General features: G+C 33.0%; 19 protein-coding genes. 1 reads left to right on the forward strand and 18 read right to left on the reverse strand.

Annotated elements, in window-relative coordinates; genetic code table 11:
* Positions 1–147 precede the first annotated feature (147 nt).
* The 10 genes from ACFTQ7_RS03775 to ACFTQ7_RS03820 form a co-directional block, all read right to left on the reverse strand.
* Positions 148–618 carry a hypothetical protein gene (locus ACFTQ7_RS03775; RefSeq protein WP_386827387.1) on the reverse strand — a complete coding sequence of 157 codons (471 nt, stop codon included), beginning with the start codon at positions 616–618 and terminating at the stop codon, positions 148–150.
* Positions 619–827: 209 nt separating this feature from the next.
* A complete protein-coding gene (locus ACFTQ7_RS03780) occupies positions 828–1,442 on the reverse strand; it encodes a hypothetical protein (RefSeq protein WP_386827388.1) in 615 nt (204 codons plus the stop codon).
* Positions 1,443–1,662: 220 nt separating this feature from the next.
* Positions 1,663–2,088: a hypothetical protein gene (locus ACFTQ7_RS03785; protein WP_386827389.1), complete on the reverse strand. Its 426-nt coding sequence runs from the start codon at positions 2,086–2,088 to the stop codon at positions 1,663–1,665.
* Between the two features lie 1,116 nt (positions 2,089–3,204).
* On the reverse strand, positions 3,205–3,738 hold the full coding sequence (locus ACFTQ7_RS03790) for a hypothetical protein (protein WP_386827390.1): 534 nt from the start codon (positions 3,736–3,738) through the stop codon (positions 3,205–3,207).
* Between the two features lie 704 nt (positions 3,739–4,442).
* The gene (locus tag ACFTQ7_RS03795) at positions 4,443–4,838 is read right to left on the reverse strand and encodes a hypothetical protein (protein WP_386827391.1); all 396 of its coding nucleotides are present in this window, start codon (positions 4,836–4,838) and stop codon (positions 4,443–4,445) included.
* Positions 4,839–5,134: 296 nt separating this feature from the next.
* Positions 5,135–5,797, reverse strand: coding sequence for a hypothetical protein (locus ACFTQ7_RS03800; protein ID WP_386827392.1), 663 nt, complete (start codon positions 5,795–5,797; stop codon positions 5,135–5,137).
* Positions 5,798–6,021: 224 nt separating this feature from the next.
* The gene (locus tag ACFTQ7_RS03805; protein ID WP_386827393.1) at positions 6,022–6,354 is read right to left on the reverse strand and encodes a hypothetical protein; all 333 of its coding nucleotides are present in this window, start codon (positions 6,352–6,354) and stop codon (positions 6,022–6,024) included.
* A 164-nt stretch (positions 6,355–6,518) separates the two neighbouring features.
* Positions 6,519–6,962 carry a hypothetical protein gene (locus ACFTQ7_RS03810; RefSeq protein WP_386827394.1) on the reverse strand — a complete coding sequence of 148 codons (444 nt, stop codon included), beginning with the start codon at positions 6,960–6,962 and terminating at the stop codon, positions 6,519–6,521.
* A gap of 432 nt (positions 6,963–7,394) precedes the next feature.
* On the reverse strand, positions 7,395–7,787 hold the full coding sequence (locus tag ACFTQ7_RS03815; protein ID WP_386827395.1) for a hypothetical protein: 393 nt from the start codon (positions 7,785–7,787) through the stop codon (positions 7,395–7,397).
* Positions 7,784–8,026, reverse strand: a complete 243-nt coding sequence (locus ACFTQ7_RS03820) for a hypothetical protein (RefSeq protein ID WP_386827396.1) — start codon at positions 8,024–8,026, stop codon at positions 7,784–7,786. The genes ACFTQ7_RS03815 and ACFTQ7_RS03820 overlap by 4 nt, the downstream gene beginning before the upstream one ends.
* A 181-nt stretch (positions 8,027–8,207) precedes the next feature.
* Between ACFTQ7_RS03820 and ACFTQ7_RS03825 the strand changes: the two genes are divergently transcribed.
* Positions 8,208–8,489 (forward strand): hypothetical protein, encoded by a 282-nt coding sequence (locus ACFTQ7_RS03825; protein WP_386827397.1) that lies wholly within the window; start codon positions 8,208–8,210, stop codon positions 8,487–8,489.
* 85 nt (positions 8,490–8,574) lie between these two features.
* On the opposite strand, the gene ACFTQ7_RS03830 is transcribed toward ACFTQ7_RS03825, so the two are convergent.
* The 8 genes from ACFTQ7_RS03830 to ACFTQ7_RS03865 all read right to left on the reverse strand — a co-directional run bounded on the left by ACFTQ7_RS03830 (position 8,575) and on the right by ACFTQ7_RS03865 (position 13,157).
* Complete coding sequence (locus tag ACFTQ7_RS03830) at positions 8,575–8,937, reverse strand: hypothetical protein (protein ID WP_386827398.1); 363 nt, start codon at positions 8,935–8,937, stop codon at positions 8,575–8,577.
* A gap of 475 nt (positions 8,938–9,412) precedes the next feature.
* The gene (locus ACFTQ7_RS03835; RefSeq protein WP_483869430.1) at positions 9,413–9,778 is read right to left on the reverse strand and encodes an RHS repeat domain-containing protein; all 366 of its coding nucleotides are present in this window, start codon (positions 9,776–9,778) and stop codon (positions 9,413–9,415) included.
* A gap of 16 nt (positions 9,779–9,794) precedes the next feature.
* Positions 9,795–10,472 carry a hypothetical protein gene (locus tag ACFTQ7_RS03840; RefSeq protein ID WP_386827400.1) on the reverse strand — a complete coding sequence of 226 codons (678 nt, stop codon included), beginning with the start codon at positions 10,470–10,472 and terminating at the stop codon, positions 9,795–9,797.
* Between the two features lie 373 nt (positions 10,473–10,845).
* The gene (locus ACFTQ7_RS03845) at positions 10,846–11,313 is read right to left on the reverse strand and encodes an Imm30 family immunity protein (protein ID WP_386827401.1); all 468 of its coding nucleotides are present in this window, start codon (positions 11,311–11,313) and stop codon (positions 10,846–10,848) included.
* Positions 11,285–12,016: an RHS repeat-associated core domain-containing protein gene (locus tag ACFTQ7_RS03850; RefSeq protein WP_386827402.1), complete on the reverse strand. Its 732-nt coding sequence runs from the start codon at positions 12,014–12,016 to the stop codon at positions 11,285–11,287. Before ACFTQ7_RS03850 ends, ACFTQ7_RS03845 begins: the two co-directional genes overlap by 29 nt.
* Positions 11,997–12,446 (reverse strand): hypothetical protein, encoded by a 450-nt coding sequence (locus ACFTQ7_RS03855; protein ID WP_386827403.1) that lies wholly within the window; start codon positions 12,444–12,446, stop codon positions 11,997–11,999. Before ACFTQ7_RS03855 ends, ACFTQ7_RS03850 begins: the two co-directional genes overlap by 20 nt.
* Before the next feature lie 244 nt (positions 12,447–12,690).
* Positions 12,691–12,993, reverse strand: a complete 303-nt coding sequence (locus tag ACFTQ7_RS03860; RefSeq protein WP_386827404.1) for a hypothetical protein — start codon at positions 12,991–12,993, stop codon at positions 12,691–12,693.
* An 8-nt stretch (positions 12,994–13,001) separates the two neighbouring features.
* The gene (locus ACFTQ7_RS03865; protein WP_386827405.1) at positions 13,002–13,157 is read right to left on the reverse strand and encodes a hypothetical protein; all 156 of its coding nucleotides are present in this window, start codon (positions 13,155–13,157) and stop codon (positions 13,002–13,004) included.
* Positions 13,158–13,191: the final 34 nt, after the last annotated feature.

Here is a 13,191-nt window from a genome sequence, read left to right on the forward strand (position 1 = left end):
TAAATAAAGTAATAAAGGCCTTTGGGTATGGAACATTCTCAAAAAGCCTTTTTTTACAATCTGACACATAAAATGTCTTTTTACGTATGTATTTAATACCTCATTGCAAGTTTTCTGATAGTCTAATAAATGGTACTCATGAATTTGTTACTGAGAAATTAACATTCTTTCTTTCGTCTGAGTCAGATAACAGCCATTATTACCGTTATATTCTATTGCTGCATTTGGCCATGCAACAATATTTTTTTCGGCTACATCAGCAACTATATCCTTATATTCTGAAGTCAAAAATACTTTTTTACCATTCTGACCTACTATTTTGAAAACTTCTTTAATAAACTGCTCTGTTTCTTTATCATCACTGTTGTATGAAGCACTTAAATATCCGTCTTTTAAACATTTCTGGTCATAATGAGCAATATTTGAGGGAACATATTGTATCATCCCTTTTCCCACCATTGGAAAACTATAAGGTGATGAATTTTGCATTTCAACAAGTTTTTTATAATCATCCAATGAAAAAACTGAGCTATTTGGAATAGTTGCAGAAACATTCACTTCACTAAGAAATGATAATAATTTTATATTCTTATTTTCACTTCTTTTATTATCAATCAAATAAACACTCTGGAAATTTCCAAATAATAGCTCTGAAAAAAATTTTTTTATCTGTATCTGACATAAAGATTCCTAATTTCTTTACAATATTATTTCCACTCTTCATAATTCCCTCCTTCTGCAATTATTTCCCACAAACATTTCCAGGTTTCATGTTGTTTCCAACGATATCCAAACCGCCTTGGTTGAAGTTCCTTTTCCTAGAAATATTATTTTAAATCTGAATTATGTTCCATAATAGAACATAATTGTTTATACTTTTTTTCAAAGTTTCTTCTAAAATATTCTTTGCCATCTTTAGATAACTTTTCTTCTTCAAAAGCCCAAGAAAATAAATATTCTTGAAAACTATTATCTAAATCTAAATCTAATGGAATAATTTTATCTACAGATAATTCATTATCATTAGACGTAGTAATAATTTTCCGAGCTCTTATCATAACAGGTAACTCTATCCACTCTCTGTAAGAACCTACACTTTTTATCAATTCTATATCGTTTAAAAAACTGAAAATAATCTTATCAGAAACAAGATCATTTATAAAAAATTTTCTCATAAACGAAATACGTTTATTATTGTCATTTATCTCAGAAAATAAATTTAAAAAATCCGAACTTTCTTTTATTAAAAAAACACTAGTAAAGTTTATAAAATACTCAGCACAACTATGTAACATCGTTTTTGAAGAGGTATCATGTTCAACTTCCATTACTAGAGAGAGTATTTTTGAAAACTCTTTTTTATTTAACCAAAGATTTTTCATTCTTTCTTCATCTCTATAATAGTAAATTATTATACTTAAAATATCTGTGTTTTCCTTCATTTTATAAACACCTCCCTTTTGAACCTCTTGCTCCTGATTAAAATGGCCGTCCGCCTGCAATAACACCTCCAACTTTTCTTATATAAATAGCTATTCTCCTTTATGATTACTAATTACAGGTTTATCTTTTAAGTGGAAATGAAAAGGATCTGCATGCTCCCAAGCTAAATCGGTATAATAATGAACAATAGTAAAACTCTTCTTTATTTCACTATCAAACCTAACCTTCTAAACTTTTTAACCATCTAGTATAGTAGCTAAACTGTTCTTCGATTTTTACAAACCTCAAATCATTGTTAAATTCAAAAATGTCAACTATATCTTTTAATTTTGCTGGTTCTCCAAATTTTAATTTATATGCTAAATGTCCGGTACCCATCGATAATTGCATTTGAGATGGATAAACATTTAACGCGGCCCCATTACACATAATCTGTATATGTTTATCTTCTAGATGTTGTCGCAGGCTTTGTAGTGCTAGGAAAAAGTTTTCATGTTTGAAACTTATTGTGTCACCTAATATTAATAGTTCTATTAAAACCATTTCATCATCATCTGGACATTCCTCATATAGTTTCAAAATGCCATCAAATATTTTTCCGTCATTCATAGCAAGTTTTATAGTTTTACTTTCATAATTCAACATATCACCTTCCAAATAATAGGTTAGAAATAAATTCTCCTGTCATTATCCCTTTCTTTTATACATGTGCTCCGACTATTCAATTGGCGAAATGCATTAAAACATCGAATATTCTAATTGTTCTGTATATAACAAAAAAGCACTGAGCGATTTATTAGAGGCTTTAATTTCATGATATATCCGTTTTTCCAGCAAATTCAGTAGCTATTTCCATACTCGGACTAGTAAATACAAAATTACCACACGCTCTTAGAACACTAGATGAGGTTGTATCGTAAGAAAAGACTATGCTCATCTTAACCCCTTTTTTATGATTGCTACATTTTCTAAGTACATGCTCTACCTTAGCGCGTCTTGAATTTCTTCTAAATCTTGCACAAAATCTTGTGAACCCTATCAAAATTGTATTTAAACAAGGCAACAGGTGCCCACTACAAGATAAAGTTAAATATTTAAATCTTCTTAGGAGCGAACAGAAAAAATTCCATACAACGCCTCACCCGCCACAAAAATTAACTTCTTTTGCTATAATTTCAATTAACGTTGCCCTATTCCATGCCGCCAATATCTTAAATAGTTTGTAATCAATTGCTGATTCCTTTAATCTGTTACATGTTTCTTGTATTTTAATATTATTAATTTCAACAATAAAGTCACCTACTTCCTCACGATTTGGGATGAAATTCCCTGATGATTTTGTTAATTTAATTTTAAATTACGATTTTGGTGATTTTTTCAATGCCATACTCCACCAGAACCAACTTGTGGTTCCTGCTGGTACTAGTATTACATATCTCCCGAAATTAACATGGTGATGGATTAACACATCCTTTTTTATAACCTGCGTGTTCTGGGTACACTTTAATTTTTATGTAACCAAATTATTGTTTTGAGAAATATGATAATTTATACAGATAGATTCAAAACGTTTTACTTATGGACTGATCAAGATCCCATCGCTCACGTAAAAATGGATGTTTTCAGCTATTTCTCCTGAAGAAAATACAAGGGTCTTTGTCAAAATTCACATCAAAATAAATGAAAAAGTGGGTTACTTTACTCAACATTTGAATAAAGTAACCGGCAGGTGCGCATTTTGCACTCTATTAGCTAGGTTATTCAAGAGCATTGCCAGAAACCAGCAATGACCTCTCCTATTTCATTATGCCTATATAGATATAATGCACCGTACATAAACACATAATCCATATTATCGCTATAGCCTTCCTCCTCTATTTGCAGAAAAAAGGAATAATTATTATTTTCCAACTCTTTATAATAATAACTTTTGGGTTGAATAAGACGTGGTTCTCCCAAAACTTTAATAAACAAAAAATTATTCCCTTGGTTTTCCGAATAATCGCTTATTGAGTTCATACCTAAATCTAAAATACTTTTATCAGTATTGCTTCCCATTTCGGAGTATGTATGCTCTATTACTCTTACTTCAATTGAAGGATAAATATTTTTTTCCAACAAAGTATCAAAATTCTTATGTATAATAATAGAAAGCATAACATCCTCCTTTTCTGGATGAACTAGAGTTGCATAAAACCTGTAATCATCAAGTATTTGTTCTTCAATCAATTTTGGAGGATTACCACCTATTCTACCTCTCACATGATCTTCAAAAGGAATGCATTGAGCAAACAATTAAAATCCACCCTTCCGTTTTATTAGTTTTTAAGGACATTTTATATAACCTTGTTCCTTAGCAAAATTAATTGCTTCCTCCCTAAGTTTTATCGTTAATTCAGTAGTATATCGCTTCACATGGAATAAAATCTGTTTCTCCTGTGAATTTTTTACTTGTTTGTATTCGGTTAGTTCAAGTTTTTCTCTACCATATATGTCTAATTCTCTTTTCCAAACTTCTTTCCTTCTTCATCATAGGAACTTACCGGTGGGTCGGTGATAATACTGTAGCTGCCAGCACTTGTAGTTTGGCTATAGGGATGAAGGTGTCTGCTTCAAATATCCATGTTGTTAGGTTTTCGTCTTTTGGTTAGGATAGGTCACTTTCTTTTGCAATACTCCATTCATGTAAGTGTACCGCTCCCATAGGAATTTTGTTGCTTTGACATCATAGCAAGCAAAAAATACAAAGGATGAAACAATTTCATTTCTAACAAAAACACACATAAAGCAGGCTTATATACCTTCGTTTATGTGTGTTTTATAAAAATATTTTTAAACTAATCTACTTTCTTTATATTTCAATTCACTTTTTGCTCTGTTTAAAATTCCCCATTCCTTATTGTATCTTTTCTCGAAATTCTTCTTTTAATCTCCAATTTTCATCATAAAAATAATCTTCATCAGCTTGTGAGAGTAGATCAGCAAGAAAACCATTTTTATTACCAAAAACGAGATGCTTTCAATTCTTGAAAACTAATCTGCTTATATGATACTTGTATCCCTCTCATCATACCAGCTGATCGTTCCGCTTGATCTTCGCCAACATGCGGTGCCTCAATCTGAAAAATCTCATATTTATTTAAAGATGTATTTACTCTAAATTGTATGGCCTTTGTTTGATCTAAAATGATCACTCCATATTCCCAATCAATTTCTTCATATGTGCAAACATACACATAAATACTTTTTGATTCCAATTGCTTCTGGAAATCAAATAGTTTCGGGGAATCTTCATAAAATTCTATTGCATGTAAATACCTTTTTCCTTCTGAAAAATATAGTTTTAATTCAATTTCCTGTTTTTCAAGAATTTCTATATAATACGATAATATCACATCATATTTTTCATCTCCTGATTTATTATCACTATATTTTTCTAATAAATGATAAGGCTCATTATACGCATCATTCTTTTACTTCCTCTTTTGAAATTTAATTCACTTATATTTACTTTCGACTATAATAAAATACAATATGTTAAATAAACATTTTCTACATTTAGTAACGTATAGTACTTTTCGCTTGATGACGAACTGTTTTCCTGTCACATCGTACTGCATCCGCTAATTACAATTCCTTACACTCTAATCTTAATTTCCCTATTTTCGTTTCGCATTACCTGTCTCTGATTTCACTGTTTATTTTTTTTTGCCTTTCTAGAGGTATACAATAGATCTTCAACAACTTTTAGATTTTTTTTCAATTGTTTCGAGTAAATAAGTACATCTCCATTTACATACTCAAATCTAAATGTCCTTGTGTGTAAAACATTTATTTTTTCTTCAAAGAAACCGTCTCTAATAATAGTTTGAATAGTGTTGTTATCATTATATAAATATCTGTCAGTCCTAAACGTTTCTTCGCCTATATCATCGTCCCTTGTATAATATATTACTTTTTCTATCATAGATCTTTTATATATTACACAATATACTTGACTTAAAACCATTTCGTCATCATCGTTATTTAGAAATCTAAGACAAATTTTCTTTTCAACTTCATTTATTATGAAAGAACTTCCCCAGCCCTTATTTTCAGCACGATAAGAAAAATACAGTTCATTGTTTTTTAGCCTATTCACAATAATTCCTTCCTTACGTTTTGGCTCATTTTTATATATTTTCGGCTTTGGTAATTGATTTAATTCATATTGATATGGATAAAATTCGAGATATGAATTGCTCCAAAGAACTGTTTCATTTACTATATCTTCAACTTTATTAAGTAACACTTTATATAAGGATCCGTATTCTTCAAAAATTCTTACAATCATCTCGTAATCTTTTTCTATCACCTTATACACTCCCCCAATTTTTTAGTTTCGTATCATACTGCCATTTGTTGATGACATCCCCTGGTAAAATTCTCTCAATCTCTTGACGGAGTTATTGTACTGCAGTGCTACTATAAAAAAGAGTAGCAGTCCAATTTTCAAAGGATTTATGCTACTCTTTTGATGCTGGTTTAAATTTCCACAAGTATAACCACCAAGTATTTGTTACTTTTCTAAGAAAATGCCTAATAAAATAAATCTTTCTGAAGTAACTTTAATTGCTCAATTCTCTCTGCTATAAAATCTGTATAACTTTCTTGTGTAAAACACTCAGGCCACGTATTACAGAAATCTTCACTTGATATCGTGCCTATTATTACCCCAATAATTTCCACACAATAAAATACAAAGGTTTTATTATAATAATCATCATCTGAATAGTCCTCTATAACCTTCCTAACCAATTGTTGCATTCTTATAAATGATTCTTCATTCCACTCTGCATTCATTCTAATGTAATATGCTAACTCCTCATCAGAATCATTATATTCAAAAAACTGTTTTAAACTATCTTTCATAATAATTAACCCGGACAGGTAATAGCACTGTTAGGTATTCCTCCTTCCACTAAAATTTCTTTTGCTCCTTTTGCCCATTTATTAGCTTGATGAATTGGATCACCTTTAGGTACTCATAATATAACACATTTAAAGAGAAGCTCTAAGTCTCTCAAAGTGACGAATTAAGCAGTGTGATAATCCGATAACTCTTCCGTATGTTTAGAAATCCAGTTTCTTTTCTTTAATTCAATTAACAATTCTTTAGTAGCAGCTTTTAAGGATTTTTCAAATTCTATCAAGTCGCATTCACATTCAGTCATTGATATTATTGTACCCTGTTTTGTTTGCACGAATTGAAATTTTAATAAACCATTTTTATTTACTACATCAGCTTCAAATGGTCCGTCAAAAAAACTTAATTGGAAGGTAGTCTCATCTGAATTGTTTTTTATTTTTTCAAAAGCTTGATTCCAATCAATCAAGACCCAAACAATAAAATCTGACCATTTTTCTTTTTTTATTTTCGGAAAAACTATATCTTTGAAAGAAAAATACACCTCTCCAACAATTAAGTCCTGTGGGTACTTTACCAAACTAAATGTGTTAATATTTACATTAATCATCATATGAAATACCTTTCTATAGATACCTACAGTGTATTATAGGTTTACAATAATGCAAACAACTTAGGTAAGTAGTCTTACCGTCTTTATATTTTTTAAAGCCTTTACTAGGTGTACCCAAATATGAAGTTTGCTGGGTTTTCGAATTATGAAAGTCTTACTGACCTTGAAAACATCCTTAACGTGAGAATTAACAAAATAAATAAAATCATGCTTATCTTCAACGTATGGTCTAGTATTTAATAATCTAATCTTTTTACCAAAATTCCCTTTTGTAGGGGGCGATTACAGACCTAATAAATGGAATCAGTTTTGATGACTGCTATACCTAGTAAATGGCAGTAAATGATTTATGGAATGTAAGAAACAAGCTCTGAGAGATGGTCAACATCCTGTTTGCTTATATTTTTATTGTATGCTTGAATTTGGTCTCACTCAAGTTTTAATCCAATTGAGTATTAGGCTTTCAATCTCTATTAAGTTTTTTTGATTTAACACACAATTGATTACTAATTCATCATTATGATTATCCATCGTACTATTTATCCAATGAGAAAGTTCTTGTTGGTCTTCCATATCTGTCTGAAGTATTCTGATAATCTTTTCATTTTTTAATGATTTTGCAGAAAAAATGGGATTTGCATTCATCATACTTTTCCCGTTCGAAAATTTAGTGTTGTAAAAAGGAGAAATCCATTCATTTTTATTTTTACTGTTTTTATCTAAAATGCTTAGAAAAAAATCAATCCAAAATTGCTCTAACTCAGTATAAACATATTCATCTTCTAAATAAGTATTGAATTTCTGCAATTTTTGGTGTGGAATCATTTACAAACGCCCCCCTTTCTTTCTGCAGGTGATGGATCAGGAACAAAAGCTTTTCCTATTTTTACTTCAACGTCTACTCTTTCATGTTTTGTATTCTTGACTTGATACGTATTTGAAACAGGAGCATCAACCCCATTAGCATTTCCAGCACTTTCAATAAATTTTCGTGCCTTTTCGAATTCTGTTTTTTTAAATTTTCTATCCGTTTTGCTTAACTTTGCCTCTAACTCATCCACCATCGCTAATCCCTCAGAAATTGTTGGAGGGGTATCACGATTCCAAGCTACGCATTCTTCTAATTTGGAACCTTGCGCTTGAATTCTGCCTCTATGTTTAGCTAAACCAAAAGGGTCTATCTCAACTCTTGACCGAGTTCATTGTACTGCATGAATGCTGTCCAATTTAGAAAAAGATTACAAGATGATTTTAAAAGTTTTCGAGGAATATAGTTCCTCATATAATGTGTTGCACCAACAAGTTGAAGACGTTGGAAATGGAACCGTTATTTGGAGCAATTCTTATCTAGAAATATACCCATATCAATATGAATTAAATCAATTACCAAAACCAAAAATTTATAAAAAGGAACCGAAATCTAAGGAAGGAATTATAGTGAATAAGTTGAAAAACAACCGTTATACTTCGAATGATAATTTTAGAGCTCATACATGTATTGTTAATTTGACTAATCGTTTCGTGTAAAACAATTAGATGTAGTATATCTTTTGCTTTCTCTTTCGAAATTTAATCCCCTTTTACTTACTTTCGTCTATTCATTTAGTAGTGTTTAGTTACTTTTCGCTTGATGACGAACAGTTTTCCTGTCACATCGTACCGCATCCACTGGCTTGATGACCTTCGACAACATGCCATAACCATAGTACTCGTACTTCCATGTATCACCATTCTTTTCGATTTTTTGAACCATATTACCTTCATCATCATAAGAGAATATTGCCTCTTTCGTTTCAAGCAATCTACTTCCGGCAGCATAGACACAATCTGTCTTTTCTTTCGTTTCATACAAATTCCCGACATCGTCGACACTGCGGTGTAAGAAGTCAAATTGACCGCCTTGATTGGACCAAACTAGGTTACTGAATTCATCGTATCCATAGGTAACTTTTACACCTGTTAACTCGTTGACCATGCTTCGTAAGCGATGGTTGACGTCCCAATTATAAGCGCGTCTTCTTGTATCGTGGTTTTGGCTATTTATTCAATGATGTGTTGGTTTACCTGCTACATCATACTGCCATTTGCTAATGACATTCCCTGGTAAGATTCTCTCAATCTCTTGACCAAGTTCATTGTACTGCATGGATGCTGTCCATTGTTCTTGCTCTGAGCGAGAAGCCGTGATTTGTGACTTTAATGTCTCCCATATTGAGACATAAACGCTTTAATATCAAGACTTTTAGCGTTTTGGGGTTTCTCTTTTCAATGAGAATACTTTTTCAAACTGTAATCATTGGAAAAAATAAATGTCAATAAATTCCATAATCAATGGATTTATTGCCTCTTTTAAATTACACTTTAAATCTCTTGAAGTTAAAGACTTGCTGTAAGTATAAATGCCCTACATTATTATTTCTTTTTTGATTTTTTTTATTTTCCTATACTATCTAGCTGAATCGATTATAATACAATCCTATTTCTACATCTTCATACTGCCCTTGATAACGGAATGGAATAAAGTCTTTCTCACCTACAAATTCTTTCACTCGTCCATACATATCAAGCTCAGCCGACCAAACCTTTTTACCTTCTTCATCAAAGGCTTCTACAGGCGTTCCAAGATAATCACTAACAATACTGTAGTTACCTTCACTCGTGATTTTAGCTGAAGGTACGAACCCATCATTGAACACCCATGTAACTAGATTATCATTTTCTAGTTCAGTTGAATCATTCTCTGAGAAACACTCATGTAAGATAGTATTCCCATCCCAAACGAAACTTGTTGTTTTCTCATCAGAACTCTTCTCTATTCGTCTACCTAGCGAGTCATACTTGAAAGTAACTTCTGATGACCTTCGACATCATGCCATTGCCATAGTATTCGTACTTCCTCGAATCACCATTCTTTACGACTTTCTGAACCAGATTTCCTTCCTCATCATAAGAGAATGTTGCCTCTCTCGTTTCAAGTAATCTGCTGCCGGCACCATAGACACGATCTGTTTTTTCTTTCGTTTCATACAAATTCCCGACATCATCGACACTACGATGTAAGAAGTCAAATTGACCGCCTTGATTGGACCAGACGAGGTTACTGAATTCATCGTAACCATAGGTAACTTTTACACCTGTTAACTCGTTTACCTTACTTCGTAATCGATGATTGACATCCCTATTATACGCTCGTCTTCGTGTATCGCGGTTTTGACTACTTATTCGATAGTGTGTCGGTCTACCCGTTGCATCATACTGCCATTTGCTGATGACATCTCCGGGTAAGATTCTCTCAATCTCTTGACCGAGTTCATTGTACTGCATGGATGCTGTCCAAACTTCTTGCTCTGAGCGAGAAGCCGTAATTTGCGACACATTTCCCATTTTATTGCGAGCAACATCGATTTTTGCACCTAAGCTACTCGTAATCTGTGAACGACTGCCAAATTTATCATAACTTCTTGCAAACCAATTGCCTTCTTTTTCTAAGCGAGAGGCTGTGATTTGCAACACATTTCCCATTTCATTACGAGCGATATTAATTTTTGCACCTAGGCCACTTGTAATCTGGGAACGGTTAGCTAAAATGGCTATTCATTTTTAAAGCACCTAAAATATCCTTCCACTATGTATGGGGCAACATCATGTCATTTCAATATCTGTTTCTAAGAATTATCCATAAACAATTTAATATCAAGGCTTCAGCAGCTTTGGTTTCTAGTGTCTAAAAATCACTGTCCTAGTTGAACTATAGTAAATAAATGGATAGGTAATTAATTCTATTTATAATAAAAACATATGTAAAGGAAGAGATTCCGTCCTCTACATATGTTTATTAATTCAATGACTAATGTAAATATTTTCTACATCTATAATTCTTTTATTATTCACCTGTACGGGCCTCAATGATAGATAAAACCTCTGTAGCTGAATCATAATGACCCGGCGATTCTTCTTTTAACTGTTTAATAATGTTAATAACTAACTTTTGCAAATGAGAATCTGTATTAGAAACTAAGGTTGCATAAACCTTTCTGCCTTTTTCTTCGTTTAAAATTCTTGCATGAATCCATTCTACCCATTGTTGAGCATGTGGAAGCATTTTGGGAAGCATTTCAATAAATATATTAAATCCTTTTTCATCTCCAAACATTATTCTGCTATGTTCTACTGTATGCAATAAATTCATTCCGTATTCTGGCAGTTCGAATCTATCGTCAAAAGCCAAATACAGTGCCCGTATATATTCACTATTATTTGATTTAATTATTTCTGACAGTAATTGCTCAAACTCTTCAATTTCCATATCAGGATCAATTAACTTACCATTTATTATTTTTTCTATCTTCATGTCTAACTCCATTTTTCATATCATCCTTTACATTTTGTAGGTTTTCTAAACATTTCTTTATTAAGGACTTTGTTAAGTGTAATTGTATTTGCAATCCTCTTCTAATTTCAGGCGTGTATTTCCCACCTTCTTGATAAATTCTTCGCGCATCTCTAATATCATGTGCTAATGCATCTCTAGGAGACAATGAAAGATATGTTTGATTAAAAGGTGATTTTTTTCTCTCTCCATAAGTTGCTGTTGCCCTATGTCTCCCACCTACGCCAGGACTTGGTTGTTCCATATTCATAGTCACACCGTTAGCATGTAATACTCCATTTTGAGACATATATAAAGCTGATGGCATATGGTGTGGTGTTAAATTATCCTTTGGTACTCCTTCTTTTATCAAGTATTCATAGGTTCCAACTTTTCCTTCCCCAGGTATAAGTGGATTATTTACTACTCTAAGTCCATATATGTCTACTTGATTATTTGTATTACTAACGTAAGCATACAGTGTCGGATTATCACCTGCTAAACCAATAGGATCGAGCTGTGTATAAATCCCCTCATTTGGTGAGTAATACCTGAACCTATTGTAATAAAGACCTGTTTCCTCATCTAAATACTGTCCCTGATACCTGAACGGAATGAAATCCTGCTCACCTTTGAACTCATTCACTCGCCCATAGATATCAAGCTTAGTTACCTTGCCTATCATAGGCTTCTACAGGCGTTCCTAGATAGTCACTTATAATACTGTAATTACCTTCGTTCGTGATTTTAGCAGAAGGTACGAACCCATCATTAAATACCCATGTGACTAGATTATCTGGTATTTCAGACTTATTCTCTGAAGAATACTCAACTGGATTTTCAAATACATCTGAATTGTTCTGCGAGAAATACTCATGTAGTATAGTATTCCCATCCCAAACGAAACTTGTTGTTTTCTCGTCAGAACACTTCTCTATTCGTCTACCCAGCGAATCATACTTGAAAGTAACTTCTGTCTTATCTGGTCGGATGACCTTCGCCATCATACCATTGCCATAATATTCGTACTTCCACGTATCACCATTCTTTTCGACTTTCTGAACAAGATTACCTTCATCATCGTAAGAGAAGATTGCCTCTCTTGTTTCAAGCAATCTACTTCCAGCACCATAAACACGATCTGTCTTTTCTTTCGTTTCATTTCATACAAATTCCCGACATCATCGACACTACGGTGTAAGAAGTCGAATTGACCGCCTTGATTGGACCAAACGAGGTTACTGAATTCATCGTAACCATAGGTAACTTTTACACCGGTTAACTCATTTACCATGCTTCGTAAGCGATGATTGACATCCCAATTATACGCGCGTCTTCGTGTATCGCGGTTTTGAATACTTATTCGGTGGTGTGTCGGTCTATCCGACGTATCATACTGCCATTTGCTGATGACATCTCCTGGTAAGATTCTCTCAATCTCTTGACCAAGTTCATTGTATTGCATCGCTGCTGTCCATTTTTCTTGCTCTGAGGAGAGGCAGTGATTTGCGACACATTCCCCGTGTCATTACGAGCGACATCGACTTTTGCACCTAAGCTACTGATAATTTGCGAACGATTGCCTAATTCATCATAACTACTTGCAATCCAGTGGTCATTTTGCCACTCTTTGATCACTTGTCCAGATGGGTCTCGTTCCATCTTTATGGTCACATGCTCATTTTCAGTCTAATTAACGAACCATTTTGGTCATAGCCAAAAGTTTCCCAGGTATCATCATAATAATCAGCTCGAATGACATTCCCTAGACCATCATGCTGGTAGGCTGTCCAACGGTCGTCCGGACGATAAAATCTCTGAACCAAATGGTTCACTTTCTAACGGATGAGGGCATGAAAA

Origin of the sequence: Lysinibacillus sp. NPDC056959 (genome assembly GCF_042674095.1) — a bacterium.
GTDB lineage: Bacteria > Bacillota > Bacilli > Bacillales_A > Planococcaceae > Lysinibacillus > Lysinibacillus zambalensis.

What these genes read in the sequence shown, in the direction of transcription:
- ACFTQ7_RS03860 (WP_386827404.1), bottom strand. Translation starts at nt 12,993, where the DNA reads ATGGAACGAGACCCATCTGGACAAGTGATCAAAGAGTGGCAAAATGAC.
- ACFTQ7_RS03805 (WP_386827393.1), bottom strand. Translation starts at nt 6,354, where the DNA reads ATGAAAGATAGTTTAAAACAGTTTTTTGAATATAATGATTCTGATGAG.
- ACFTQ7_RS03850 (WP_386827402.1), bottom strand. Translation starts at nt 12,016, where the DNA reads ATGATAGGCAAGGTAACTAAGCTTGATATCTATGGGCGAGTGAATGAG.
- ACFTQ7_RS03830 (WP_386827398.1), bottom strand. Translation starts at nt 8,937, where the DNA reads ATGGTCAACGAGTTAACAGGTGTAAAAGTTACCTATGGATACGATGAA.
- ACFTQ7_RS03820 (WP_386827396.1), bottom strand. Translation starts at nt 8,026, where the DNA reads ATGGTGGATGAGTTAGAGGCAAAGTTAAGCAAAACGGATAGAAAATTT.
- ACFTQ7_RS03845 (WP_386827401.1), bottom strand. Translation starts at nt 11,313, where the DNA reads ATGAAGATAGAAAAAATAATAAATGGTAAGTTAATTGATCCTGATATG.
- ACFTQ7_RS03815 (WP_386827395.1), bottom strand. Translation starts at nt 7,787, where the DNA reads ATGATTCCACACCAAAAATTGCAGAAATTCAATACTTATTTAGAAGAT.
- ACFTQ7_RS03785 (WP_386827389.1), bottom strand. Translation starts at nt 2,088, where the DNA reads ATGTTGAATTATGAAAGTAAAACTATAAAACTTGCTATGAATGACGGA.
- ACFTQ7_RS03780 (WP_386827388.1), bottom strand. Translation starts at nt 1,442, where the DNA reads ATGAAGGAAAACACAGATATTTTAAGTATAATAATTTACTATTATAGA.
- ACFTQ7_RS03825 (WP_386827397.1), top strand. Translation starts at nt 8,208, where the DNA reads ATGATTTTAAAAGTTTTCGAGGAATATAGTTCCTCATATAATGTGTTG.
- ACFTQ7_RS03810 (WP_386827394.1), bottom strand. Translation starts at nt 6,962, where the DNA reads ATGATGATTAATGTAAATATTAACACATTTAGTTTGGTAAAGTACCCA.